23 protein-coding genes, 1 tRNA gene and 1 other RNA gene are annotated in these 25,595 nt (G+C 72.3%); 7 read left to right on the plus strand and 18 right to left on the minus strand.

Features of this window, described 5'->3' with window-relative positions; translation table 11 throughout:
- Window positions 1–416: 416 nt before the first annotated feature.
- Entirely contained in the window at window positions 417–998 is a 582-nt protein-coding gene (locus ABGB05_RS21820) for a hypothetical protein (RefSeq protein WP_347655312.1), read from the plus strand.
- Window positions 999–1,285: 287 nt separating this feature from the next.
- On the opposite strand, the gene ABGB05_RS21825 is transcribed toward ABGB05_RS21820, so the two are convergent.
- The gene (locus ABGB05_RS21825; protein WP_347655313.1) at window positions 1,286–1,804 is read right to left on the minus strand and encodes a hypothetical protein; all 519 of its coding nucleotides are present in this window, start codon (window positions 1,802–1,804) and stop codon (window positions 1,286–1,288) included.
- A 394-nt stretch (window positions 1,805–2,198) separates the two neighbouring features.
- Window positions 2,199–2,641: RNase P RNA component class A (gene rnpB / locus ABGB05_RS21830), an RNA gene on the minus strand.
- A gap of 130 nt (window positions 2,642–2,771) precedes the next feature.
- Between rnpB and ABGB05_RS21835 the strand changes: the two genes are divergently transcribed.
- Window positions 2,772–3,641: a sulfite exporter TauE/SafE family protein gene (locus ABGB05_RS21835; protein ID WP_347655314.1), complete on the plus strand. Its 870-nt coding sequence runs from the start codon at window positions 2,772–2,774 to the stop codon at window positions 3,639–3,641.
- 159 nt (window positions 3,642–3,800) lie between these two features.
- On the opposite strand, the gene ABGB05_RS21840 is transcribed toward ABGB05_RS21835, so the two are convergent.
- The gene (locus tag ABGB05_RS21840) at window positions 3,801–5,474 is read right to left on the minus strand and encodes a sodium:solute symporter (protein ID WP_347655315.1); all 1,674 of its coding nucleotides are present in this window, start codon (window positions 5,472–5,474) and stop codon (window positions 3,801–3,803) included.
- 6 nt (window positions 5,475–5,480) lie between these two features.
- Window positions 5,481–5,747, minus strand: a complete 267-nt coding sequence (locus tag ABGB05_RS21845) for a DUF3311 domain-containing protein (RefSeq protein WP_347655316.1) — start codon at window positions 5,745–5,747, stop codon at window positions 5,481–5,483.
- Window positions 5,748–5,991: 244 nt separating this feature from the next.
- On the opposite strand from ABGB05_RS21845, the gene ABGB05_RS21850 reads away from it, so the two are divergent.
- Entirely contained in the window at window positions 5,992–6,852 is an 861-nt protein-coding gene (locus tag ABGB05_RS21850; protein ID WP_347655317.1) for an alpha/beta hydrolase, read from the plus strand.
- Window positions 6,853–6,971: 119 nt separating this feature from the next.
- Here the strand turns inward: ABGB05_RS21850 and ABGB05_RS21855 are convergent, their stop codons facing one another.
- From ABGB05_RS21855 to ABGB05_RS21875, 5 genes are all read right to left on the minus strand, one after another.
- On the minus strand, window positions 6,972–8,168 hold the full coding sequence (locus ABGB05_RS21855; RefSeq protein ID WP_347655318.1) for a bifunctional RNase H/acid phosphatase: 1,197 nt from the start codon (window positions 8,166–8,168) through the stop codon (window positions 6,972–6,974).
- Window positions 8,169–8,204: 36 nt separating this feature from the next.
- The gene (locus ABGB05_RS21860) at window positions 8,205–8,945 is read right to left on the minus strand and encodes a C4-type zinc ribbon domain-containing protein (RefSeq protein ID WP_347655319.1); all 741 of its coding nucleotides are present in this window, start codon (window positions 8,943–8,945) and stop codon (window positions 8,205–8,207) included.
- Entirely contained in the window at window positions 8,942–9,814 is an 873-nt protein-coding gene (locus ABGB05_RS21865; RefSeq protein ID WP_347655320.1) for a Nif3-like dinuclear metal center hexameric protein, read from the minus strand. The genes ABGB05_RS21860 and ABGB05_RS21865 overlap by 4 nt, the downstream gene beginning before the upstream one ends.
- A gap of 198 nt (window positions 9,815–10,012) precedes the next feature.
- Window positions 10,013–10,582 carry a flavoprotein gene (locus ABGB05_RS21870; RefSeq protein ID WP_347655341.1) on the minus strand — a complete coding sequence of 190 codons (570 nt, stop codon included), beginning with the start codon at window positions 10,580–10,582 and terminating at the stop codon, window positions 10,013–10,015.
- A gap of 25 nt (window positions 10,583–10,607) precedes the next feature.
- Window positions 10,608–11,840, minus strand: coding sequence for a helix-turn-helix domain-containing protein (locus ABGB05_RS21875; protein WP_347655321.1), 1,233 nt, complete (start codon window positions 11,838–11,840; stop codon window positions 10,608–10,610).
- A 238-nt stretch (window positions 11,841–12,078) separates the two neighbouring features.
- Between ABGB05_RS21875 and ABGB05_RS21880 the strand changes: the two genes are divergently transcribed.
- Together ABGB05_RS21880 and ABGB05_RS21885 are read left to right on the plus strand one after the other, a co-directional pair.
- A complete protein-coding gene (locus ABGB05_RS21880; RefSeq protein WP_347655322.1) occupies window positions 12,079–12,759 on the plus strand; it encodes a bifunctional DNA primase/polymerase in 681 nt (226 codons plus the stop codon).
- Window positions 12,760–12,911: 152 nt separating this feature from the next.
- A complete protein-coding gene (locus ABGB05_RS21885) occupies window positions 12,912–13,169 on the plus strand; it encodes a DUF3040 domain-containing protein (protein ID WP_347655323.1) in 258 nt (85 codons plus the stop codon).
- A gap of 29 nt (window positions 13,170–13,198) precedes the next feature.
- Here the strand turns inward: ABGB05_RS21885 and ABGB05_RS21890 are convergent, their stop codons facing one another.
- Together ABGB05_RS21890 and ABGB05_RS21895 are read right to left on the minus strand one after the other, a co-directional pair.
- A complete protein-coding gene (locus ABGB05_RS21890) occupies window positions 13,199–14,191 on the minus strand; it encodes an SWIM zinc finger family protein (protein WP_347655324.1) in 993 nt (330 codons plus the stop codon).
- Window positions 14,188–17,547 carry an SNF2-related protein gene (locus tag ABGB05_RS21895; protein ID WP_347655342.1) on the minus strand — a complete coding sequence of 1,120 codons (3,360 nt, stop codon included), beginning with the start codon at window positions 17,545–17,547 and terminating at the stop codon, window positions 14,188–14,190. The genes ABGB05_RS21890 and ABGB05_RS21895 overlap by 4 nt, the downstream gene beginning before the upstream one ends.
- A gap of 224 nt (window positions 17,548–17,771) precedes the next feature.
- Between ABGB05_RS21895 and ABGB05_RS21900 the strand changes: the two genes are divergently transcribed.
- Window positions 17,772–18,095 (plus strand): zinc ribbon domain-containing protein, encoded by a 324-nt coding sequence (locus ABGB05_RS21900; protein WP_347655325.1) that lies wholly within the window; start codon window positions 17,772–17,774, stop codon window positions 18,093–18,095.
- A gap of 41 nt (window positions 18,096–18,136) precedes the next feature.
- Window positions 18,137–18,343 (plus strand): hypothetical protein, encoded by a 207-nt coding sequence (locus ABGB05_RS21905; RefSeq protein WP_347655326.1) that lies wholly within the window; start codon window positions 18,137–18,139, stop codon window positions 18,341–18,343.
- A gap of 36 nt (window positions 18,344–18,379) precedes the next feature.
- Here ABGB05_RS21905 and ABGB05_RS21910 read toward each other — a convergent pair whose 3' ends face one another.
- The 7 genes from ABGB05_RS21910 to ABGB05_RS21940 form a co-directional block, all read right to left on the minus strand.
- Window positions 18,380–19,087 carry a DUF4142 domain-containing protein gene (locus ABGB05_RS21910; RefSeq protein WP_347655327.1) on the minus strand — a complete coding sequence of 236 codons (708 nt, stop codon included), beginning with the start codon at window positions 19,085–19,087 and terminating at the stop codon, window positions 18,380–18,382.
- Between the two features lie 244 nt (window positions 19,088–19,331).
- Window positions 19,332–20,759 carry a hypothetical protein gene (locus ABGB05_RS21915; protein ID WP_347655328.1) on the minus strand — a complete coding sequence of 476 codons (1,428 nt, stop codon included), beginning with the start codon at window positions 20,757–20,759 and terminating at the stop codon, window positions 19,332–19,334.
- Window positions 20,759–21,577, minus strand: a complete 819-nt coding sequence (locus ABGB05_RS21920) for a SigE family RNA polymerase sigma factor (RefSeq protein ID WP_347655329.1) — start codon at window positions 21,575–21,577, stop codon at window positions 20,759–20,761. Before ABGB05_RS21920 ends, ABGB05_RS21915 begins: the two co-directional genes overlap by 1 nt.
- Window positions 21,578–21,652: transfer RNA gene (locus ABGB05_RS21925), tRNA-Val, on the minus strand.
- A gap of 197 nt (window positions 21,653–21,849) precedes the next feature.
- Entirely contained in the window at window positions 21,850–22,314 is a 465-nt protein-coding gene (locus ABGB05_RS21930) for a peroxiredoxin (protein WP_347655330.1), read from the minus strand.
- 132 nt (window positions 22,315–22,446) lie between these two features.
- Window positions 22,447–22,884 carry a DUF3052 domain-containing protein gene (locus ABGB05_RS21935; protein WP_331217159.1) on the minus strand — a complete coding sequence of 146 codons (438 nt, stop codon included), beginning with the start codon at window positions 22,882–22,884 and terminating at the stop codon, window positions 22,447–22,449.
- 110 nt (window positions 22,885–22,994) lie between these two features.
- Complete coding sequence (locus tag ABGB05_RS21940) at window positions 22,995–25,484, minus strand: thiamine pyrophosphate-dependent enzyme (RefSeq protein ID WP_347655331.1); 2,490 nt, start codon at window positions 25,482–25,484, stop codon at window positions 22,995–22,997.
- Between the last annotated feature and the right edge of the window lie 111 nt (window positions 25,485–25,595).

The following is a 25,595-nucleotide window of genomic DNA, read 5'->3' on the forward strand; positions in this document are numbered from 1 at the left end:
TCGGGCATGGTCCGGCGGGCCGGCGCAGGGCGCAGACGAGCAGCTCCAGAGCCGACACCGTCCTCGGCCGGCCGGTGTTGGGCAGGCCCGCCAGGACGGCGAGGTAGCTCCCGGCGCGGGCGCCAGCGACAAACCGGTGCGGCGGGAGTGACGGTCGCATCGACGCTGACATCCCAGGTAATCAGACCGGCGGCGTCAGCATGCCGGAATGGCTGAGCCACCGTGGTCGCGGCGACGCGCGTGTCGTCGTGGCATCCGACCAACCCGATCGAGCCGTGCCTCCGTCGTACAACGGTTTGATTGTCGACCGGCGCGCCGTGGGTCGGCGCGGAACGGGAGGACCGGATGAGGGCAAGAGCGATGACGGTCGGGGTACGGCTGGCTGCGGTGGCGCCGTCGCAAGCAGAGAGGTGGCGATGGAACCCTCGTTCATGCCCGCCGAGGTAGGCTGCTCTGTGTACCTCCCCGGTTATCTGGACGGATGCCAGCCCCCGTTGGCGGCCTCGCCGCTAATCGACGCGACGAGTTGGACGGCCGACGGGTTGTTCTGGCCGGCGTTTCTGCTCCAGGTGGGCATGGCTCGTTCGGCACCGGACGCATTCGGCGTGGATCTCGCAGATCTCGATGCCTACCTCGACAACTTCGAGCGGCCCGACCAGTGGCCGGTGTTCGTCGTGCCCGTTGGGGACGGGACGATGCACCTGGTCGTTTGCAACCTGCCGGGCGACGTCGGCATCGACTGGGTTCTTGACGCCCCTGCGCAGGAAGCAGTGCGCGCCGACCTCGGTGCGGAGTACGCGGCCTCCGGATTCCCATGGGATCTACTGCCCAGGGAACCCGCACACCTGCTGATGGCGCTCCCCGCCTTCGGCGACCACGAAACCCCTGACAACGTCCGGAGCACGGTAATGCAGGCCCTGCGAGCCGTCGGCGCTACGGCAGGGATTGAGAACCTGGCGGATGACTTGCTCAAGCACCGCGCGTGCATGCTCCTATAGCCGAAGCACCCGCTCATGGCCTCAATGAACTCCTGCCACGGACCGTGAGGGCCTTCGCGTCCTCCGAAGGATCATGTCAAGTATCAACTGGGACGCAGGTGTAAAGCATCTACCGAGACACGACATCTCTGTGGATAGCAATATTGCCGAATTCGTCTATCCAGAATCAAGCGCGCCGCCGCGCGGCGCGGGCGCAGTGGCCCGTCCGGCGGGAGTCCGCCCCGGCCGCCTACGGCGCCGGGGCGGGAAGCCACCGACACCCGCCGGGGAAGCGCGCCCGCGCCGCATCAGACCTTCTGCTGCTGGCGCCCGGTCAGGGTTCGGTTCGCGGCCGGTACCTCATCCTCTGACGACGACACCCGGTACGGGTCGAAGTGCAGCTCACGGGGCCCGTAGCAGTCCGCCATCAGCGTTGCGACCTCGGCGCCGCAGGGGCAGACCAGATTTGGGCCCTCGGTACCGTTCGGCCCGCAGCAGCCGGTCAGACGGGAGTCTTCCGGGTGCGGCCGCAGCGAATGGGCATCGTCCGGGTGGACAACGATGGTGTTGCGCGGGCCGGCAGAGAGAACGAATACGCCGTCTACGATCTTCGCAAGACCCGGCATGGCATGCGGGCAGTCGTCTTGATCGTCTGCTGGCACGAACGGTGCGCCGAACGGCTCAGGGTCTATGGCGAAAAAGCCACGGCGTATCGTCGCCGGACCTGGCCCCCGCCCGGCGTATTCCGGGCGGGTGAGCTCTCCCGGTGCGTGCGTCAGGTCAGGCGTCAGCACCATGCCACAGGCGCCGCAACTGAAGGTGGCCACCCGGAGAGTGTGGCAGCGGGCGCCGTGCTGCGACAGCGTACGGCGGTACGGAAGCCGGCGAGGCTGGCCCCGTCGTGGTCGGGGCTTCCGAACTGCCGCGCCAGTCCAAACCCCGGACTGGCTTGCCACCGAGTCACCGGGCCGGTCACCAGCTCCACCGCCAGGACGCGCCCGACCCCGGCCGCGCGTCGCCCACCGCCCACCGAACGGGCCGCCACGGGCCGCGCCCAGGGCCGTCCGGGAACGGGCTTGAAGATCGTTCCTGGGCCGTCTCTGGGCCGTCTGGGCCGTCACCGGGCCGTCAGACGCCGCCCAACGCTGACCAAGGTCAACCAACGGAACCAAACAAAGAAGCAGGTCACGACCTTGATCAGGACCGTGACCTGGGGTACGACGGACGAGTCGACCTGTACGCCGGATTCTGTGCCCGGCACGCACCGTTGCCGGTGGTGCCGGCGGCGGTCATCCATCTCGGCCTGCCGTTGCCGACAGGCTCCAGCGGCCTACCCGCAGACATCGGGCGGGCAGCCCTCAAACGCCTGCGCAGGCCATCGCCTTGCGGCGAGGGCCTTTCTTGGCCTTGCTCCGGGTGGGGTTTACCGAGCCATCCCGGTCACCCGGGATGCTGGTGGGCTCTTACCCCGCCGTTTCACCCTTACCGGATCCGGTCGATCCACGCCCGAGGGCACGAACCGCTCGTTCCGGCGGTTTGTTTTCTGTGGCACTTTCCCGCGGGTCGCCCCGGGTTGCCGTTAGCAACCACCCTGCCCTGTGGAGTCCGGACGTTCCTCGGCGGCGGGCGCTGAGGCCCGCCGACGCGACCGCCCGGTCGACTCGTCCGTCGCGTGGTCAATCGTAACGAAGATCCGAAGTAGGGGTCCACGGCCCCCGACCTGCCCACGGCAACTGCCCACCGGTTGGGAGGTTCCGGGAGCGTCGCCAGACCGCCCGGCTACCCTCACGGGCGATGGAACTTCCCGAGGTGCTGCTGGTGCTCGCCGCCGGGCTCGCCGCGGGAACGGTCAACGCGGTGGCCGGCGGCGGGTCGCTGATCACGTTCCCCGCGCTGATCGCGGTGGGGCTGCCGCCGGTGGCCGCAAACGTCAGCAACTCGATCGCCGTCTGCCCCGGCTACCTTGCCAGTGTGGCGGCCAGCCGGGCCGACCTGCCGGACCGGCGCTGGCTGATGCGGCTGGTCCCGGGCGCCGTACTCGGCACCGCCGCCGGGGGCTTCCTGCTGCTCACCACCCCGGCCCGCGCCTTCGAGCTGGTGGTGCCGTTCCTCGTGCTGGGCGCGACCGCCGTACTCGCCTTCCAGGACCGGTTGCGGCGTCTGGTGGCCGGAGCACCTCCGGGTCGACCGGCGCCGGCCACGTACCCGGTGCCGGCCGTGACCTCCGTCGTCGACACCGCGCGCTGGCCGTCGGCGGCGACCGACCCCGGGAGCACGACAAGAGCGGTGACCGGGCCGGCCCGGCGGCTGACGGCGGTCCAGGTGATGGTGGCAGTCGGCGCGGTCTACGGCGGCTACTTCGGCGCCGCGCTCGGGGTGATGCTGGTCGCCGGGCTGGCGCTGGTGCTGGACGAGACCCTGGCCCGGATCAGTGCGATCAAGAACGTGCTCTCCGCGGTCGTCGGGTTGACCACGACGGTGGTCTTCGCGGTCTTCGGCCCGGTCGACTGGACGGCTGTCGCGCTGGTCGCGCCGGCCACCATCGTCGGCGGGTACGCCGGCGCGTGGTTGGTCCGTCGACTGCCGTCGGCGGTGCTCAAGACGGTGATCGTGGTCTTCGGTACGTCGGTCGGCCTGCTGCTGCTCTACCGCGCGCTCGGCTGACCGCCGTCGCCCGGTCCACCGCCTGCGACGGAGATTGGACCACTGGGCGGAGGAGATCCCCGTGACCAGGGCGGCTCGCCGCGTACGGGGGCGGCGCGGCGAGCGGGGACGGGTCCCTGGTCACGGGGATCTGGAGGGGTGGTGGGTGGGGATGTCCGGTCAGACCTTGGGCGCGGGTTCGGTCGCCGCGCCGGCGACCTCGGCCTCCTCCCGGGGTGCCGGGATGACCCGGGGGTCGCCCTCGTCGGCGAAGTAGTCGTCGGTCTCGGTGCCGTCGGTGCCCTCGGTGACCTTCGCGGCCCGCAGGATCAGCGTGACGATCGCCGCGACCAGCAGGTTGACCGTGACGGCGACCAGTCCGACATAGATCGTCTTGGTGGATCCGTCGAAGCCGAACTTCTCCAGCGGGAAGGCGGAGCCACCGAAGTGGGCGCGCTTGGTGGCCGGGTTCGGGATCTGGTAGAGCATCCACATCCCGAGGCCCATCCCGGCGGCCCAGCCGGCGATCAACGCCCCCCGGTGGAACCAGCGGGTGTAGAGGCCGAGGGCGACCGCCGGCAGGGTCTGCAGGATGATGACGCCGCCGATGAGCTGCAGGTCGATGGAGAACTGCGGGTCGAGGAAGACGATGCAGGCGACCGCGCCGATCTTCACCACCAGCGAGGTGATCTTGGAGACGTTCGCCTCCTGGGCCGGCGAGGCGTCCTTGCGCAGGTACTCCTTGTAGATGTTGCGGGTGAAGAGGTTGGCCGCGGCGATCGACATGATCGCGGCCGGCACCAGGGCGCCGATCCCGATCGCGGCGAACGCGACTCCGGCGAACCAGCTCGGGAACTGCTGTTCGAAGAGCAGTGGTACGACGGTGTTGTTGTCGACGCTGCCCGCCGAGTTGCCGGGCAGGGGGGTGACCCCGGCCGCGATCGCCATGTAGCCGAGCAGGGCGATCAGCCCGAGCAGCAGGCTGTACGCGGGCAGCGCCGACATGTTGCGCTTGATCACGTCCCGGTTCCGGGCGGCCAGTACGCCGGTGAGGCTGTGCGGGTACAGGAAGAGCGCCAGCGCCGAACCGAGGGCCAGGGTGATGTACTGCAGTTGGTTGTTCGGGTTGAGCAGGATGCCGTCCCCGGGTGAGGGGCTCGCGTCGAACTTGGCGTCCGCCGCGTCGAAGATCTCTCCCCAGCCGCCCAGTTTGTACGGCAGGTAGATGATCGCCACCAGGATGACGATGTAGATCAGCGAGTCCTTGACGAAGGCGATCAGTGCCGGTGCCCGGAGTCCGGACTGGTAGGTGTAGGCGGCCAGGATGGCGAAGGCGACGATGATCGGCAGGTGCCGGGCCAGGGTGCTCTCCCCGCTGACGCCCATGGTCTTGAGTACCGCCTCGATCCCGACCAGTTGCAGCGCGATGTACGGCATCGTCGCCACGATGCCGGTGATCGCGATGATCAGCGCCAGGGTCGGTGAGTCGAACCGCTTGCGGACGAAGTCGGCCGGGGTGACGAAGCCGTGCCGGTGCGACACCGACCAGAGCCGGACCAGTACCAGGAAGACCAGCGGGTAGATGATGACGGTGTACGGCACCGCGAAGAACCCGGCCGCGCCGGCCCCGAACAGCAGCGCCGGTACGGCCACGAAGGTGTACGCGGTGTAGAGGTCGCCGCCGACCAGGAACCAGGTGATCCAGCCGCCGAAGCTGCGTCCGCCGAGTCCCCACTCGTCGAGGTGCGCCATGTCCTTCGGGGCCCGCCACCGGGCAGCCACGAAGCCCATGCCGCTGACCAGCAGGAACAGCAGCGTGAAGACGATGATCTCAGTGAGATGGTCCCGCCACACCGCGACTCACCTCCGCTTCTTCGTCATCTGGTAGACCAGCGTGGTGGTGCCGACGCCGAGCACGATGAAGGCCAGCTGCAGCCAGTAGAAGACCGGGAAGCCGAACAGCCGTGGCGCGTCGGTGTTGAACAGTGGGGTGACCAGCGGCACCACGATCGGGACGAAGAGGAGCCAGTTCCAGGGACTGTGGTCCTTGGCTCGGGACACCGCCGTGGTCGGTGCCGTGGTCGCCGCCGTGGCTGGTGCCGCCGACTCCGGATCAGCTTCGCTCATGCCGCCCCCTTGGGAGGACCGTCGGATCTGCGTGTGACGCCGGAGGTTAGGACAGCGTGTCGGCCGTCACGTTCGGGAAACGTTATCGATGCGCCCAGCGGTGACTGCGGTGCGCCGAGCGGCGGTCGGATCGACCGGCCCGGCGGGTGACAAGCTGGCCGATAACGGATGTTCCGCACGTGAGAATATCGAAGTTCGGCGATTCATCTTGATCCGCGTACGGGAGTTTTGCCATCCTGGCCCGATGCCGCGCTTCTCCTCGTACGACAGCACCGGGTTGGCGTACCACGTCATCGGATCCGGCCCGCCGCTGGTCTGTCTACCCGGTGGCCCGGCCCGGGCGTCGAGCTATCTCGGAGACCTGGGCGGGCTGGCCCGGGAGCGCACCCTGCTCCTGCTCGACCTGCGCGGCAGCGGCGAGTCCGCGACCCCGGAGGACCCGACGACGTACCGCTGCGACCGGCTGGTGGACGACGTCGAGGCGTTTCGACAGCATCTCGGCCTGGACCGGATGGACCTGCTCGCCCACTCCGCCGCCGGCAACCTCGCCGAGCTGTACGCGGCCCGGATCCCCGACCGGCTGGCCCGGCTCGTCCTGGTCGCCCCGGGTCTGCGTGCGGTCGGGGTGGAGACGGTCGGCTTCGCCGAGGCGGTCGACGCCCGCTCCGGCGAGTGGTGGTACGCCCGGGCCAGGGCGGCGATGGACGCCTGGCAGGAGGCGGCGGCCCGGAACGCCGACCCGGAGGAGGTGGCCGCGCTGCGCACCGCCGCCGCGCCGTTCGCGTACGGCCGGTGGGACGAGCGGGCCCGGGCGCACGCCGAGGCCGAGCAGTGGGAGCGGTCGCCGGTCGCCGCCGCCGGGTACTACGACGGCTTCAGCCCCGACGTCGACGAGGTCCGGGCCGGCCTGGCCCGACTCGACGCCCCGGTGCTGATCGTGGCCGGCGAACTGGACCCCGCGCCGACCCCGGCGGCGGCCCGGCAGTTGGCCGCGCTCCTCCCCCGGGCCGAGGTCGCGGTCCAGGGCTGCGCGAGCCACTCACCGTGGGTCGACGACCCGGCCCGGTTCGTCAGGACCGTGCTCACCTTCCTCAGCGCCGACTGACCAGGCAGGCGCACCGGCCACCCCGGCCGCCCCGTCGCCGCCGACGGGCCAGCCGGGAAAGCGCCAGGAGAGCCGGTCGGCAGCCGCCGGGAAAGCCGGCAGGCCAGCCGGGAGAACCGTCAGAGTCCGGTGAGGTGGGCGGTGTCGTTGACCGACCGGACCGCCATCCCGCCGTCCGGCCAGATGTCCAGCACGGAGAGCCCGGCCGGGTCGAGATAGAGCCGGTGCAGGAAGGTGTCGCTGGCGGCGAGGGCGTCCCGCAGCGCGATCTTCAACGGCGAGACGTGCGAGACCACCACCACGGTCTCCCCCGGGTACGCGGCGAGCAGCCCGGCCATCGCCCGACGTACCCGTACGCCGACCTCGGCGAAGGACTCCCCGCCCGGCGGTGCGACCTCGGTCGAGGCGAGCCAGGCGTCCATCTCGGCGGACCAGTGCTCGCGTACCTCGCCGAAGGTCTTCCCCTCCCATGCGCCGAAGTCGCACTCGATCAGGTCCGGCTCGACCTTCAACGGCACCCCGCCGAGCCCACCCGCGATGATGCCGCCGGTCGCCGTACACCGGGACAGCGGTGAGCTGACCACGGCCGCGACCGACGGGGCCAGCCCGGCCACCCGGCGGGCCGCCGCGCCGGCCTGGGCCAGGCCGCGGCTGGACAGTGGCACGTCGCCCCGGCCGGAGTACCGGCGCTGCTCGGTGTACTCGGTCTCGCCGTGCCGCACCAGGAGCAGCCGGGTCGCGGTCTCCGCCGGCCGCGGTTCCCAGGAGCTGCGGGCGGTGGAGCCCTGCGCGGCGACCTCGGTGGCCCGGGCCCGGCCGGTCGGCTCGGCGTCCGCCGTACCGGCGGCGGTGGCAGCGGCGGCCGTCGCCGGCCCGCTCTCCGTCGCCGCCTTCGGCACCTTGCCGGCGGCCAGGTCCATCGCCGCGTTGGCCAGCGCGTCCGCGTGCCGGTTCCGCTCCCGGGGAATCCAGGTGTACGTCACCGCGTCGAACCGGCGGACCAGGCCGGCCGCCTGCGCGGCGAGCGGACGCAGCCCGGCGTTCTTGATCTGCCAGCGCCCGGCCATCTGCTCGACGACAAGTTTGGAGTCCATCCGCACCTCGACCCCGGTCGCCCCCACCTCGCGGGCGGCCTCCAGGCCGGCGATCAGCCCCTGGTACTCGGCGACGTTGTTGGTGGCGACCCCGATCGACTCGGAACGTTCGGCCAACACCTCTCCGGTGTCGGCGTCCCGGACCACCGCCCCGTACCCGGCCGGGCCGGGGTTGCCCCGCGCCCCGCCGTCCGCCTCCACCACGACCCTACGACCGCCCACCGGCACGCTCCCTGTCCGACCGACCATTCCGCCTCGTCACAGCCCCGACTCGGCGGTACGGACCATGATCCGCCGGCACTCCTCGCAGCGCACCACCTCGTCCGGCGCGGCGGCCCGGATCCGGGCCCGGTCCGCCCCGGACAGTTCCAGCCGGCAGCCGCCGCAGCGGCCACCCGTCAGCAGCGCGGCGCCGAGTCCGCCCGACGTCTCACGGATCCGGTCGTAGAGGGTCAGCAGGTCACCCGGCAGGTCCGCGGCCAGCGGCTGGCGGGCCCCGGTCTTGAACTCCTCGTCCTTGGTGATCTCGGCCAGCGTCTCGTCCCGGCGTCCCTCGACCTCGGTACGCCGCTGCCGGGCGGCGGTGATCCGCTCCTGGATCCCGTCGAGTACGCCCTGCGCGGTCTCCCGCTGCTCCATCAGCTCCAGCTGGGCGTCCTCCAGCTCGGTCTGCCGCCGGTTGAGCGAGACCAGCTCGTGCTGCAGCGCCTCCAGCTCCCGGGCCGGGCCGCTGCCCATGGTGAGCCGGGCCTCGTCCCGGTTCTTCCGGGTCCGGACCTGGTCGACGTCCCGCTCCAGCCGGTCGATGTCACGGTCCAGGTCGTCGACGGCGACCTGGGCCCGGATCCGCTCGTCCTCCAGCGCGGAGAGCTCCCGGGCCAGGGTCTCCAGTTCGGCGTGTTCCGGCAGGGTACGGCGCCGGTGGGCGAGCTGGGCGAGAGCGGTGTCGATCGCCTGCAGGTCGAGCAGACGACGTTGCTCTTTCGGGTCGGCCTTCATGAGCGGGACTCCTTGTCCACGGCGGAGGCGGGGGATGCGGCGTGCACCGTCCACGGGTCGGTGTCCAGGTCGGACACCACGGTTTCGACGGGCAGGTGGGTACGCAGGTGCTCGGCGACGTCGTCCAGCCAGGGCCGCTCGGTCGCCCAGTGTGCGGCGTCGAGCAGTGCCGGGCCGCCCTCGGCGACGTACTCGCTGACCGGATGGTGCCGCAGGTCGGCGGTGAGGAAGGCGTCGGCTCCGGCCCGTCGGGCGTCCTCGAGGTAGGAGTCGCCGGCACCGCCGCTGACCGCGACGGTACGGATCATCCGCCCGGGGTCGCCGGCGGCGCGGACCCCCCAGGCGGTCGGCGGCAGCACCTCGGCGGCGTACCCGGTCAGGTCGGCCAGCGTCATCGGCGCCGGCAGTTCGCCGACCCGGCCGATGCCCCGCCCCTGGCCGGCGGCCGGGCTGCCCGGCGCGGCCGGCCGCAGCGGACGCAGCCCGGTCAGGCCGAGCCGGGCCGCCAACGCGTCGGAGACGCCGGGGTCGGCGACGTCGGCGTTGGTGTGCGCGACGTAGAGGGCGACGCCGTTGCGGATCAGCTGGTGCACGATCCGCCCCTTGTACGTCGTCGCCGCCACCGACGAGACGCCCCGCAGCAGCAGCGGGTGGTGCGCGACGATCAGCTCGGCGCCGTGGTCGAGCGCCTCGGCGACGGTCTCCGGCACCACGTCGACCACACAGCAGATCCGGCGTACCGGTGCGGAGGGCTCCCCGACCACCAGCCCGACCCGGTCCCACCCTTCGGCCCAGGACGGCGGATAACGCCCGTCCAGGACAGCCACGACATCGGCCACGCTGGCCGTCGGAGATCCGGATGCACCCACGGCGGCCCAGCTTACCGGCGACGAGCCGCGATCCGCGCCGCCGGTACGACCGTCCGGCCCGATCCGGGAGCCGGCGGGGCCGCGCCGACCAGGTCCGGGGCCGGCAGGGCCGCACCGGCCCGATCCGGAGCCCGGTCCGGCCGAGATCTGCTCGGCCGGACCGGGCCGGGACACCGCCGACCGGCACCGGTACGCGGATCAGCCCAGCTGGCCGCTGACCGAGAACCGGGTCCGCAACGCCGCCACCCCCATCTCCCAGGGAAACCGCTCGATCTGGCGTTCCCCGGTCCCGGGCGGGTGCAACGGCAGGACATGGTCGCCGAAGAGCACCGTGACGTCCCAGTCCCGCAGCCGGGCGATGCTCTCCAGGAACGCCGGATGGGCCGCCATCGCCGAGTTCGTGAACGGCATGGCCACGATCGGCAGCCCCTTGCCCAGGCCCTCCACCAGGAGGCCGAGCGCGAGCGTGTCCGCGATCCCGGCCGCCCACTTGTTCACCGTGTTCACCGTCGCCGGAGAGACGATCATCGCGTCCGCGTCGGGCAGCACGTCCGGATCCCCCGGGTTCTTGTACGTCGATCGCACCGGATAACCGGTCTGCCGCGCCAGCGCCGGTACGTCGACGAACTTCGTCCCGTCCGGGGTCAGCACCACGCACACGTCCCAGCCGTCCTGTTGCGCGTGCGTCACCAGTCGTCCGACGTTGCGGGTCAGCGGCGTGCCGCAGGCGATGACGTACAGAACGCGCGCACCGGTCGATTCCACCATCACCAGGCGTACCTCCACCACGCGGTCATATTCCTACTCCCATCTGCTCAGCCAACTCCGCAATCGGCGCCGGCGGCGCACCCCGTGTGCGACGCAGCACGTTCGACATCACCTCGTGGGCGATCGGTCGGCACCGGATCTCGGACGCGGCGAGCCGGTCCCCCTCGACCAACGCCTCACCGGCCCGGTCCAGGTCGCCGATCTGGGCGAAGCCACGGGCCAGATCCAGCATGTGGTGCGCCCGCCGCTCCGGCAGCAGCGCGTGGAACCCCTCCCGCCGCACGATCTGCCGTTCGTGGGTCTCCACCGCGTGCCGGCCCTCGCCCAGTTCCACCGCGGCCGCCGCCCGGTGCAGTTCCAGGTTGGTCGGGCCGAAACTGGTCCAGTAGCGGTTGTCGTCGCCGCCGAGCCGGTCCGCCGCCTCGGCGGCCCCGTTGACCAGGTCGCGGACGGTGTTGTTGTCCCCCATCCGGGCCGCCGCCATCGCGCCCTGCAGCAGCAGCATGCCGTAGACCGAGAGCCGGTCCGGGGTGGCACCGTTGATGCCACCGGGGGCGATCCGGTTGGCGAAACTGACGTTGACCTCCAGCGCCGCCCGGGCCCGCCCCAGGGCGAGCAGCGCGTTGCCGACCCGGTAGGTGGCCACGCCGGCCAGCAGTGGGTCGTCGGCGCGCTGCGCCACCGCCATCGAACGGTCGGCGGCGAGCCAGGCGAGCTCGTACTCGCCGAGTTTGCGCAGCGCGGAGGAGGCGATCTGGTAGACCTGCCCGAGCAGGTGGGCGGCTCTCCGGGCGTCGTCACCGCCGGCCGTGCTGTCCAGCGCCTGCGCGTCGCGGAGCAGTTTGGGCAGGGCCCGGGTCAGTACGCCGTACCGGGCGTACTGGTAGGTGAGCCAGGCGTGGCTGACCGACTTCGCCATCTCCTGTAGCGACGGCGGTTCGGGGGCGGCGGTGAAGAACGAGGTCATCGAGTCGTAGCGCTCCAACGCCGACCGGATCTCCTCGACCTCGACCTCGTCGATGCAGGTCAGCCCGTCGGTCCGCCGCTCCGGCGCCTTGCCGAGCAGCAGTTGGGCGTCGAGTTGGAGGATGTCGGCGATCTCGTAGAGCACGGAGAACTTGTCGAGTCGTCGTACGCCCCGCTCGACCTTGTCCACCCAGCTCTTGGACTTGCCGAGCCGATCGGCGAAGACCTGTTGGGACATCTTGCGGCGACCACGCCAGTAGGCGACGCGGCGGCCGATCGGAAGTTCGTCCACCTCGTCCCTCCTCTCCACCTCGTCGGACAGTTCCGGCCGGCACTCCCGCGCCGGTCAAACCGTGCTGTTCTCACGTCTGTGCAGGTCGCACAGCATGTACGTCACCCGGTCGGCGGCCGCTCGTAGTTTTCGATGCGACGATCGGCCGCTTGCCCGAAAGAACGACCACGTTCGCCACCAGTGACGGGTTTCGACCCCCGTCACTGGCCGAAATCGATAAATTAGGGGGTTCACCGCGATGTGGAGGAAAGTCCGTCCGCCCTCCGTCCGCCTCGACCAGCTCGAACGGGTCCGGCTGCGCCGCGTCGCCGTGCGGTACGCCAGCCACGGCTGGACCGTCACACCCGGCGCCTGCCTGGCCCGGCACCGGTTCATCTGTGGCCGGGCGGGCTGCCCCACCACCGGCTGTCATCCCGCCCTGGAGCAGTGGGACCAGCAGGCGAGTGCCGATCCGGCCCGGGTGGCCACCTGGTGGCGCCTGCGTCCACACTCGATCCTGCTGGCGACCGGGCGGGCCTTCGACGTCCTGGAGGTCCCCGCCTATCTGGGCCGGTACGCGCTGGAACAGGTGCGGTCCCGAATGGGTCGCGGTGTCGCGGAGCGGGCCCGGGGTCCGGTCGCGGCCACCCCGGGTGGCCGGTGGATGCTGCTGGTCGGTCCCGGTGAGGCGCTACGCCCGGAACTCGACCAGTCCCTGTACGTCATCCAGCACGGCGCCGGTTCGTGGATTCCGGCCCCACCGACCCGGTTGCCGGAGGGCACGGTCCGCTGGGTGCGGTCGCCGGAGCAGACCCGTTGGCGGCTCCCCGACCCGTACAGCGTCCAGGAGTTGCTGTTGGAGGCGTTGCACGCGGTCACCCCGACGCTGCCCGAGCCGCTCTTCCCGGCCCACCTGCCGTCTCCCCGCCGCAGCTACTGACCGGTCTGGGCGGGTGGTGCCCACACTGATCGGTGTGTCGCGATCGTCCGGGTCGCCGTGGGAGGTAGCGAGAGCAGCAGGAGCGTGAGAGCGGCCCGGGACCGGGTACTCCGGCGTCGGACTGGTTGACGCCTGAGGAAAGGGCCCGCGCCATGCTCAGCAAAGAGGATCAGCGCCGCTTTGACGAGATCACGCACCATCTTCGCGTAACCGATCCGGAGTTCGTCGCCCGGTTGGGCGACCGGGCCAGAGTCCGCCGGGCCCGGCTGATACTCATCATGACCTTCGTCCTGTGGGCGACGGTGCCGGCCCTGGTCGTCCTCGGCGGTTGGCTGGCCGTCGCGATCGCTCCGGCGGTCCTGGTCGCGGCGACGCTGCTGATGTGGCAGGCCCGACGCCACCGGTGGTGAAGCGCCACGGCTGCCGGGGCGGAGAGGGTTCAGTCCCCGGTCGGGTCGAACCGGCGGTAGGCCCGGGTCAACCGTTCGACGAGCCCGGGGCCGCCGATGGCCGCGCCGGGCGGGCCGAGTTGTCGCAGTACCAGCCCCGGACCGGTCGCCAGCACCGGCGGTCGGTCCGGCAGTGGGACGGGGTTGACCCAGAACCGGTCCGCCACCTCGGCGAGTGTCGTGGCGGGCAGGTCCGCGAGCGCCATCCCGGCACCGACCGGCGACGCCAGCGCGGCGTCCGCCGACGACGGGACCGCGGGCGCCGCCGCGACCGCCCCGTCCGGGTCCGCCGCCGCGGCAGCGGTCCGACCGGTACGCCGGGCGCTCCGGCGCACCTTCCGCCCCGCCGGATCGGCACCGTGCCCCGGCAGGTCGGGTGTGGACTCACCGGTACGGAGCGCCCGAAGCCGGGCGAGCAGTCGGCTCCGTTCCCGACCCCGCCAGTGCAGCAGCTGGAACGGGTCCGCGTCGAACGCCTCGGCGAGGAGGTAGAGGGTCGCGGCCAGGTGTTTGCACGGCACCGCGACGTCGGGACAGTTGCACCGCTGGTCGAGTTCGTCGATCGTGGCCGGGAACAGCGGCGCGCCCGCCTCGGCGAAGACCTGTTCCAGGTCCGGCGGTACGTCACCGGCGAGCAGCCGGGCGCTGAACAGCGCCTCTGCGGCGAGCAGGGTCTCGAGCCGGGCCCAGAGCGGTTCCGGGAACGGCCGGAACCGGATCGACACCGCGTACGGCCGCGGGCGGGAGCCCTGCACCACGGCGGTCACCTCGCCGGGTGCCACCTCCAGCGAGAGCACCTGTCCGGCGCGGGCGTACGACCGTCCCCGGCTGAGCCGGGTGCCGAGCGCGAACGACTCGAGTACGTCGACAAAACGTCGGGACCACCAGGACTCGCCGATCGTGCCCCGGGTGCTGCGGGCCCGTAGCCCACCGCTGACCCGTCGGGGTCGGCCGTACTCGGTGAAGGGTTGCCGCCCGCTCACTCCACCACCGCCCCGGACTCGAGGGCGAAGAGGTCGCGCAGCTGTGCGGTGGACAGTTCGGTGAGCCACTGTTCACCGCTGCCGACGATCTTCGCGGCCAGTCCCCGCTTCTCGTTGATCATCGCGGCCACCTTCTCCTCCACCGTTCCGGCGCAGACGAACTTGCGTACCTGCACCGCCCGGCGTTGACCGATCCGGAACGCCCGGTCGGTCGCCTGGTCCTCCACCGCCGGATTCCACCACCTGTCGACGTGCACCACGTGGTTGGCGGCGGTCAGGGTCAGCCCGGTGCCGCCGGCCTTCAGGGAGAGCACAAAAAGGCTCGGTCCGGTCTCGTCCTGGAAGCGGGCCACCATCGTGTCCCGGTCCGCCTTGCCGACCCCGCCGTGCAGGAAGAGCACCTCCCGGCCGAACCGGGCGGCCAGGTGGGCCCGGAGCATGCCGCCGAACTCGGCGTACTGGGTGAAGAGCAGGGCCCGTTCGCCGGCGGCGAGGATCTCCTCGGTGATCTCCTCCAGTCGGGCGAGTTTGCCGGACCGGCCGGACAGTGCCGAACCGTCCCGGAGCAGTTGCGCCGGATGGTTGCAGACCTGCTTGAGCTTGGTCATCGTGGCCAGGACCAGTCCGCGCCGCTCGATCCCCTCGCTGCTCTCGATCTTGGCCAGCATGTCGTCCACCACCGCCTGGTAGATGGAGGCCTGTTCCCGGGTCAGGTTGCAGAGCACCTCCATCTCCAGCTTCTCCGGCAGGTCGGAGATGATCGAGGAGTCGGTCTTGACCCGGCGGAGCACGAACGGGCCGGTGATCCGGCGCAGCCGGGCCGCCGCCTCGTCGTCGCCGTGCCGTTCGATCGGCTCGGCGTACCGCTTCTTGAAGGTCGTCGCGCCGCCCAGCAGGCCCGGGTTCGCGAACTCCATGATCGACCAGAGGTCGGCCAGCCGGTTCTCCACCGGCGTACCGGTGACCGCGACCCGGTGCCGGGCCGGCAGCGACCGGACCGCGACCGCCTGCCGGGTCGCCGCGTTCTTGATCGACTGTGCCTCGTCGACCACGATCCGGTGCCAGTCGACCTCGGCCAGCGCGGCGGCGTCCCGGGCCGCCAACGAGTACGTGGTCACCACCAGGTCCGCGTCCCGCACCGCCGCGGTGAACTCCGGCCCCCGCACCCGTTCCGCACCATGGTGTACGTGCACCCGCAGCTCGGGGGTGAACCGGGCCGCCTCCCGCTGCCAGTTGCCGACCAGCGACATCGGGCAGACCAGCAGGGTCGGCCCGCTGTCCGGTGGGTCCCCGGCGAGCAGGGCGAGCAGTTGCACGGTCTTGCCGAGCCCCATGTCGTCGGCGAGGATGCCGCCCAGGCCGAGTGACTGGAGGAAGGCCAGCCAGGCCAACCCGCGCCGCTGGTACGGGCGCAGCGCGCCCCGGAAGCCCTCCGGCGCGTCACGCTCGGCGAGGTGCCGCTCGGCCTGCCCGGCGAGCAGGTCGCCGAGCGGACCGTCGGCCTCCACCGCGAGCACCGGCAACGCCGCCGGATCGTCCTGGTCGGCCAGGCCGAGCCGGAGCAGGTCCCCGACGCTCAGTTCACCCGTGGTCCTCAGCAGCCGCAGCCCGGCCGCGAGCCGTTTCGGATCCAGCTCGACCCACTGGCCGCGCAGCCGTACGAGTGGGGTCTTGAGGGTGGCCAGCGCGGTGAGTTCGTCGGCGGTGAGCGGCTGGTCGCCGAGGGCGAGCTCCCAGCGGTAGTCGACCAGGGCCGCCATACCGAGGGCGCTGCGGCCGGCGACGGTGCCGGGCGCGGTCCGGGACCGGGCCCGCAACCGGGCGCCGAGCCGCGCACCGGGCCGCTGCCACCAGGAGGGCAGCAGGACCCCGAAGCCGGCCGCGTGCAGGACCGGTGCGCCGTGCCGCAGGAACCGGTGCGCGCCCTCGGTGTCCAGTTCCATCGCCTCCGGGGCGGCGGTCCGCAGCGCGTCCTCCAGCTCCGGCCAGAGTCGGCTGGCCCGGCCGAGTTCGGTCAGCAGGATCTCCTGCGGTGCGGCCAACTGTCGGGCGAGCGCCGGCAGGTCGGCCCCGGACGCCCAGATCCGGTCCGCGCCGACGATCAGGCTCGGCTCGTCGGCCGCCTGGAGCGCGAACTCGATCCGCCACGGGGTGAGCGCGAGGAGTGAGCTCGCGAGCCCTGCGGTCGCGAACGAAAGGCCAGCACCGGCGTCCGGCTCGACCGACACGACGGACTCCGGGTCGACGGACTCCGAGTCGACCCGGGAAGCCGTCCCCGGGGCGACCGGCGCGACCGTCTCCGGGTCGACCCGCGGGGCCAGCTCCGGGTCGACGTCGGGCAGCGGCAGGGCCGGTTCCACCAGTCGGAAGCAGGCCCGGACCGGGCCCCCGGCGGCGTCGCGCTGCCAGGCCCGCAGCTCCGCGTCGAGTACGCCGATCGCCTCGGGCCGGGCGGTGAAGGCACGCTGCCGGCCGGTCAGGGCCCGCAGCCAGGCCCGCACGGCGGTGTCCGCGCCGGTGGTCCGACCGGCCCCGATCAGGCGTACGCCGTCCAGGGCGCTCCGGGCGGCGGCGTCGGTGAGGGTGTCGAGTGCGTCGGCGACCGTCGCCCCCGCCGAGCCGACCGCCGGGTCGACCGCCGCGCCAGAGGCCGGCGGTGCCGGATCGACCGCCGCGGGTGGCGTGTCCGGCCCGGCTGACCGGGCCGCCGGGGGCAGCGCCATGGTCAGGGCCCGGGCCCAGCCGGCGTCCGCCCCGGTCAACAGCGGTCGCCACACCGCCTCGACGGTCTCGCCACCCGCCCCGCCGCCAGCGGTCGCCGGGCCGGGCGACGTACCGGGCCGGATGCCGTCGACGGCGCCGGTCGCGGTCGGGCGGCGCAGACCCGGCAGGGTCCGGCCGCGTCCGACCAGCTCGACGGCGAACTCCGCGAGCCGCGCCAGATGCCGCAGGGACGCTCCGGGCACCGGCCGGTCGACGTCGGTCGGCTCCCGCTCGCCGAACGCCAGCAGGAGCGGCAGCGCGTGGTCGGCGTCGTACTCCAGGGTCGGCGCCCGCCAACCGGCGAGGGTGACCGGGCCACGGCCCGGCTCGACCGGCTCGGTGCGGACCAGTTCCGGCGAGTCGGTGGGCCCACCGCTCCGGGTCGGCAGGGTGAGCAGGACGGTGCCGGTCGCCGCCTTGGCGGCGAGTTCACCGAGCGCGTCGGCCAGCCCGGAGTGGTCGGCGGCGAACGGGTGCGGCCGCTCCCGGGGTGCCCGGCCGGGCCGGCGCGGCCAGCGGGGTGGCAGGGCGGAGTCCTCGGCCCACACCGCGAGCCGGCCAGCGCCCCGCCACACTCCGTGCACCACCAGCACGAACAGGTCCTCTCTCCACCACACCAGCCACTCGGCGGGTCCTTTCTAGCACCCGGCCGGGACAGGCCGCCCCGGCCCGCCGACGACAACGGACAGCGGGTCCGGCGGTGGCTGCTTTTCGTCCGGTCCAGTCGCGAATCGAACAGTTCGGCCCGGCGAGCCGTACTACCGGACAAGATGACGATAGTTATGGATGCGTCGCATCCTGACGCGAGGTGGTGACCATGGACTTTCCCATCGTGCAGCGGACCACCCCGGGGCGCTACCTGCTCCGCGACCTGCTCTGCTGCGGTCCCTGCGACGGACTGCTGATCCCGTCGTTCTCGTCGAGCGGACGCCGGTACTACGGCTGTCCGAAACGGCGCTGTCCGCGCCCGTGGATACCGGCCGAGCAGACCGAGCAGCTGGTCTGGGCACACGTCACCCAACGGTACGGGGAAGCGGCCCGGGACGTACCGCACGACCAGCGGCCGGCGATCCTGGCCGCGGTGCTCGCCCGGGTCAGCGTCGGACTGGGCGTCGCCGACCTCGAGTACCACTGGCGCTGAGTTCGGCTGCGCCCGGGCGCCGACGACGGCAGGATGGGCGCATGGAGGTCACCACGGAAATCCCGCTGGTCGGCGGCGTCGCCGACGGCGACACGGTGATCGTCGACCTCGACGTACACGGCCGGCCGCCGCTCACCCACCACCACCTGGTCGACGGCGGACTGGCCCGGGCGGAGATCTACGAGTTGGAGGCGACCCGGGACGAGGGACCGCCCTGGGTCTACCGGTGGCGCGGACCGGCCTCCTGACCCAGGGCGGAACAGCCCGGCTACGGTAATGCCCGGCTACCGTCGGCGGACCAGCCGGACCGTGGCGATGCTGCCGAGGGCCAGTGCGCCGAGCAGCACCGCCCAGATGACGGTGGAGCTGAGCCCGGCACCGAACTCCGCGTTGGCCTTGGCCACCGCGACCAGTCCCTCGTCCTGCGGCGCGGGCAGGGCGATCGGCGGCAGCTCCGCGTAGCGGACCAGGCCGGTGCTCTCCAGCAGCGTCATGTGGTTCATGACAAACCCGTTGGCCTGCTCGGCGAGCGTGCGAACGACGTCGTTGCGGGTACTGGAGCGGACCACGCCGATCACCGGGAAGATGTTGCCGTGCGCGGCCCGCAGCCGGTCCACGAAGATCCGGTCGAACCGGTCCCAGGTGGCGCCCTTCATCTCGTCGAGCCAGCCCTTCTGCTGGGCGCTCGGCTCGGTGGGCAGTTGGACGCCGAGTTTGTTGGCCGCCTCGACGACCAGCCGGTCCAGTTCGTCGTGCTGGGCGGCGATCTCCGCCCCGACCTTGCGGACCTCCTCCTTGCTGCCCTTCTCGGCCGCCATCGTGCCAGCCGGCATCTCCCAGAGTCCGGCCAGCCGTACGCCGTTGAGCAGCGTCATGTCCGCCGCTCCGAGCTGGGTGGGCCCGGCCGGGGCGGCCAGTCCCGCCGCCGGCAGTGTGAGCAGCCCAGCAACAAAGCCGACCAGTACGGTGGCCGTCCAACGCGTTGCCTTCACTGCAGATCGGGCCGTGGCCACGTCCTCATCCTCCCCGGGTGACGCGATGTTACCGGTGCGTTTTCGGCCCGAACCGTATTGCCGAACGGGATTCTGAGTCAATCTCCGGACGCGGGAGATAGCGAAGCTTAGGCCACATTTAAAGGAAACCTATGCCGGCCGGCCGGGCGCCGCCACGACCGGCCGGACCGGGCCACAGGGGCGGCGCCCGGACCGGTCGGGCCGGCGTGGCGGCGGCGACGGGTCAGCGTGAGGGCCACTCCTCGCCGAAGTCGACCGACCCGAAGCCGGGCCGGACCGGCATCGACGCCACCGGCCGGTTCGCGGCGTCGTAGACCCGGACCGTGCTGACCTCCTCGGCGCCCGGTTCCAGCCGGCCGACGCCACCGTCGAGTGGCCCCTCGGCGACCACGCGCTTCCCGGCACCGAGCAGTTCGACCCGGGTCGCCGCGGCCGGGCCGACCACCAGCACACCCGTCGGCGTGGCCGGCCGGCCTGACGGGTCGGCCGGCGCATCGGTCGGGTCGGCCGGGATCTGGGCGACCACCAGGTCGGGGCGCCCGACGGCCTTCCGCCACAGCGCCGGAAGCACGAGCGATCCTCCGCCGGACGGGATCCTGACCGACTCGGTCCGCCCCGTCCCCACCTGAAGCAGCGCCGCGCAACCGCCACCGGCGGCACAGGACGTGACGAGCAGGGCCGGCGGGGTGTCGGCGGACGCGCCGGGAATCCGGCCGTGCCACCTGACCTGTACCGGTCCGACCGCCAGCCCCGCGTAGGTGAGTTCCTCGGTCAGCGCGCGGGCGGCGTTCGCGGCGGCGGTCGGGTCGACACCGTCCGGGGTACCCGGCGGCACGGCCGTGGCATCCGGTCGGGGGTGGGACCGGGTGACCCCGGGCACGGTGTCGTACCGTACGACGCCGTCGCAGCGGAACCGCCATCGCTCGCCGACCTGCTCAGGGCCCGCCACCACGTATCCGTCGCCGCCGGTCGGCCGCCACTCGCGGCGTACCGTTCCGTCGGCGGTCAGCTGTCCGTTCGAGGTGGACTCGACCTGGCAACCTGCCGGGCCGAGCGCCAGGGTGACGTCGTCGGAGGCGTGCTGGCCGCCCCGGGCGATGTTGACGAACGACTCGAACGGAAGCGTGTCGATCGGCGTGCCGGTCTTGTCGAGCAGACCCCGTACCGACGCGCCGGGATCGCCGATCGCCGTCCGGAGCACCGCGTGCTCGTCGTCGGCGAAAACGACCACCACCACTCGCGCGGTGGGCAGGTCGTGCGCGAAGAGTACCCGTACCGCGTCCAGTGTCGGGTCGACCCGCAGTTCCGCCCGGGCGGCCCGGTAGCCGCGGGTGATGGACTCGATCAGTTGGTGGTCGCCGGCCAGGTTGCCCCGGAGCGGCGAGTCCAGCAGCCGCCGGGCCAGCGGGTCGGCGACCGGGGCCGGCGGCTGGATCTCCACCTGGTCGGCCGGGTCGGCCTCGCCCCCGCGGACCGTTCCGCCGAACAACGGGACCACCGCGACCAGCGCCGCCAGGGCCGCCGCGCCGGTGGTCAGCGCCTGCCGCCGCCGGCGTCGCCGGGCCCGCTCGAGCAACCGACGGTACGGCTCGGGGCGCGACACCACGGGGTCGGCGAGCCGGGCCAGTCCGTCCCTGAGTTCCTGGGTCATCAAACGTTCCTTCCGGAGATCGTGTCGGCCGGCAGACGCTGGTTCCCGAACTGGCGGGCGGTCGACGGCGGGAGTGGGGTACGCGCGGGAGCGGGCGCCGGCCCGGAAGCGGAAGCCGGAGCGGGTAACGGCGTGGCGTCCGGGGCGGGTGGCGGCAGTACGGTCCGCAGCCGGGCCAGCCCCCGGGACGCCTGACTCTTGACCGTGCCGACCGAGCAGCCGAGCAGTTCCGCGATCTGGGCCTCGGACAGGTCCTCCCAGTAGCGCAGCACCAATACCGCCCGCATCCGGGCCGGTAGGCCGTTCAGCGCGCCGAGCAGTTCGTCGCGTACCACCACGCCGTCGGCGACGTCCCGGGTCTGCGGCTCACGTCCGCGTCCCCAGTCGCCAATCACTCCGGTGAGCAGTTCCCGGGAGCCGATCCGCCGCCACCGGCTCAGCCGCTCGTTGACCATGATCCGGCGTACGTACGCCATCGGTTCCTGCACGTCCCGCCACCGGCGCATCGCCCGGATCAGGGCACTCTGCACCAGGTCCTCGGCGGCGTGCGTCGACCCGGTGAGCAGGTACGCGGTCCGTAACAGGTCGGTATATCGGACCTCCACGAACTCACGGAATCCGTCCTCCGCCACATGCTCCTCCGGGTCGGTCGGGGTTGTTCGACAGGAAACAGACCCGGCGGTGAAGGAAAAAGTTGAAAGAGGGGCGGAGAAATTCCGAAAGAAGCCGTCCCGGGACGGGACGACGGAGACCGTCTCCCGACGGGAGGGGTGCGGCGGGGCGCCGGTGAGCGGGCGCCTCCACCCCCACGTCCGCACTGGTGGGCGCGGCAGGTTTCGAACCTGCGACCCCTCGCTTGTAAGGCGAGTGCTCTCCCACTGAGCTACGCGCCCGGAACGCCCGTACGGGCTACCGGCGGCGGCAAGCTTACCCTGCCGGACCCGCCCGTGGTCGAACCAGTTCCCGGATCGCGGCGGCCGGGGTCACCCGCGCCCGGCGAACCGGCCGGGCGGGACCGGCGTCGCCCGCGACGGGCCGGGCGGATCGCGGCGGCCAGGGTCACGTCCCGGTGTGGCGGGACGCTCGCCCGTCAGGCCACTACGGCAGCCAGTGCCTTGCGCCAGGCCGCCTGGTCGCGGCGTTCACCGGGCCCGTTCAGCTCGGCGAAGCGGACCGTGCCGGCCTTGTCGATCACGAACGTGCCCCGGTGGGCGACGCCGGTGGTCTCGTTGAGGACCCCGTACGCCCGGGCCACCGCCCCGTGCGGCCAGAAGTCGGCCAGCAGCGGGAACCCGAAACCCTCCCGGTCGGCCCACACCTTGTGGGAGAAGACCGAGTCGACGCTGACCGTCAGAACCTGCACCTCGTCGTTCTGGTACTCGTCGAGGTTGTCGCGCACCTCGGTCAGCTCGCCCTGGCAGGTGCCGGTGAAGGCCAGCGGATAGAAGACGAGCAGCACGGCCCGGCGGTCCCGGAAGTCGGTCAGCCGGACCTCCTGGTTGTTCTGGTCCTTCAGCACGAAGTCCGGTGCCTGCGCACCCACCTCGAGCAGCATCTGGCGTCTCCTTCCGATCGTGGCCACACCGAGCTGGCCAGTTACCGTCGCACCACCGCGGCGTACCGCCTCCCCTGGCGCCCTTACCGGCACCACCGGCGGGGAGGGCGGCACCCGTTGCCGTGGCCCGCGCTACTTCTTGGCCTTGGCGCCACGGCGGAGGACCAGCCGGGCGGCGCTCCAGTCCTTGCCGGCGTTGACCGTCGACGTCTGCTGCAGGCCGGCGGTGGGCGCCGACTCACTGATCTCGCTCGGCTCGACGTGTCCGTCCCGTCCGGCCTTCGGCGTCAGCAGCCACACCACCCCGTTGTCGGCCAGCGGCCCCAGGGCGTCGGTGAGCAGCTCGAACAGATCACCGTCGCCGTCCCGGTACCAGAGCAGCACCGCGTCGACGACCTCGTCGGTGTCCTCGTCCACCAGCTCTCCGCAGCGATCGGTCAGGGCGTCGCGGAGGTCGTGGTCGACGTCGTCGTCGTACCCCATCTCCATGACGACCATCCCCGGCTCGATGCCGAACCGGTCCGCCAGACTCCGTACTCCGTCGGCGGCCTGACCAGCGGTCGCGCTCACTGTCACGTGCCTCCTCATCTCCCTGCCAGCGGCATCCCTGTGACGCCGATGACGCAAAGTCCACACAGTTGTCCGGCCGCGCGCAAGTGGCGCACCGAGTCGAAGGGAATTTACCGTGCCAGCAGCGTACGGGCACCCTGGGTAATGGCCTCCTCGGAGACGAGAACCCGACGGGCGGCCGGGCCCAACGGGACGAAAGTGTCGATAGCGGCGATTCTACGAGCAGACCCGACAAAACCGGCATCAACCAGCGCCGCCACCACCCCCTCGCCGACCCCTCCCGACCGGCGTGTCTCGTCCACGACCAGCACCCGGCCGGTCGCCTGGGCCTCCCGGATGATGTCCGCGACCGGCAGCGGGGCGAGCCAGCGCAGGTCCAGCACCCGGGTGCCGATATCCTCCTCGGCCAGCTTCGCCGCGGCCCGCAGCGACATCCGAACACCATTACCGAAAGTGATGATGGTGATGTCCTCGGCCGAGCCGACCCCGTACACCCGGCCCCGGCCGATCGGGACGTGGCCGGCCGACCAGCCGCCCGGTCCGGCGTACGGGGCGAGCCACTCGCCGTCGCCCTCGGCGTACAGGTCCCGGGTGTGGTAGAGCGCGATCGGCTCCAGGAAGACGCAGACACTGCCGTCGACCGCCGCGCTGGCCAGGCAGGACCGCAGCATCGGCGCGGCGTCGTCGGCCCGCGCCGGCACCGCCAGCACCAGCCCGGGCACATCCCGGAGTACGGCAAGCGAGTTGTCGTTGTGGAAGTGCCCGCCGAACCCCTCCTGGTACGCCAGCCCGGCGATCCGCACCACCATCGGGTTGCGGTAGGCCCCCCGGGAGAAGTACTGCATCGTCGCCGCCTCGCCGCGCAACTGGTCCTCGGCGTTGTGCAGGTACGCCAGATACTGGATCTCCGGCACCGGCAGCATCCCGCCGAGCCCGGCACCGAGCCCGAGGCCGAGGATCGAGGTCTCGTCCAACAGCGTGTCGAAGACCCGGGGGGCGCCGAACCGCTCCCGCAGCCCCTTGGTCACCCCGTACACCCCGCCCTTGACCGCCACGTCCTCGCCGAAGACCGTCATCTGCGGATAGTCGATCAGCCCGTCGGCCAGCGCCGCGTTGATCGTCTGGGCGAGGGTGAGCGGCCCATCGTTCTCCGGGAGCCTGTCGCCGAAGGCGGCGGCCCGGGCGGCGGCGCCCGGCCCGGCGGCCCGGTTGGCGGCCTCGGTGACCGCCCGGGCGACCCGCACCGGTCGGCGCGGGGCGAGCGGCGCGACGATGTCGGCGGGATTGTCCAGCTTCGGCTCGCCGATCACCTCCTCGGCGACCTTGCGCACCTGCCAGCCGATCTCGTCGTACCGGGTGATCAGCTCCTCCGGGGTGGCGAGTCCGGACTCGACGAGCAGTCGGGCGGTGGTGACCACCGGGTCCCGGGCCAGGTCCCGGTTGATCTCGGCGGTGCTCCGGTACGCGACCTCCGCGTCCGCCCCCGCGTGTCCCATCAGCCGTACCGTCGACAGGTGCAGTACGGCGGGCCGCCGGTGCCGGCGTACCCAGGCCGCCGCCTCGACCGCCGCCTCGTACGCCTCGACCAGGTCGCAGCCGTCGCCGGAGAAGTACCGGATCCCCGGCTTGGCCCGCAGTGTGTTCGCCACCCAGCCGTCCGGCGACTTCACGCTGATGCCGAGCCCGTTGTCCTCGCAGACGAAGAGCACCGGGATGCGCAGCCCGGTGTGGTCGCACCAGCCGGCGGTGTTGAACGCGGCGACCGCCGTGGCGTGGTTGACCGAGGCGTCCCCGAACGAGCAGACCACGATCGCGTCGGCCGGCCAGGACGGGTCGACGTCGCCGCCCCGGGCCGGTCCGCCGGCCGGTCGGCGGCCGGTCGGCTGGGCCCGGCCGTCGGCCCGGCGGCGCTGCCGTTCGATGGCGAACCCGAGTCCGACCGCCCGGGGAAGGTGGGAGGCGATGGTGGAGGTGGTCGGCACGATCGCCAGCGCCGAGTTGCCGAAGACCTTGTGCCGGCCGCCGGCGACCGGCTCGTCGGCGGAGGCCACCACGCCGCGCAGCACGTCGCGGGCGGCGCCCAGCAGCGCGTCCGGCGGGGCGTCCGGATCGCCGGTCTCGTCGTCGGTCCGGCGCGGGCCGCTGCCGCCGCCGTTCTCCTGCCCGCGCAGCGCCTCGGCGACCCGTTCGGCGATGCCGACCCGGTGGGCGAGACGCCCGCCGTCCGCCCCGGCTTCGGCGGGGTCACGCGACGCGTCGGCCTGGCCGGCGCGGGCGCAGTAGAACGCGCCGGACCGGTAGTGCAGCAGCGCCGGGTCGGTCGCCCGGACGGCGAGTGCCACCGCCGCGTTCCCCTCGTGACCCGAGGAGCCGATCGTGTAGTAGCCCTCGCCGAAGCTCCGTAGCCACCGCGCGGCGAGATCCAGGTGCCGGCTGACCAGTTGGGCGTCGAACAGTTCCCGGGCCCGGGCCCCGTCGAGGGTGCCGCCGTCGCGCAGCGGCTCCTCCGGCGCCCGTCGGGTCGCCGGCGCCACGAGGGCGCCGACCGCCTCCCGGAACCGTTCGTCGAGATCTTGGGGGGTGGTCACGTCGCACAGCATTACCGACCACGGCCGTCCCTGACCACTCGACACGACGCCCGGGCGGGCAGGGCAACCACACATCGTCCACCAGCGACCGCGCAGCGTCAGAGCTGATCGCGGTTCACCGTC

The organism is Plantactinospora sp. B5E13 (genome assembly GCF_039871775.1).
Classification (GTDB): Bacteria; Actinomycetota; Actinomycetes; order Mycobacteriales; family Micromonosporaceae; genus Plantactinospora.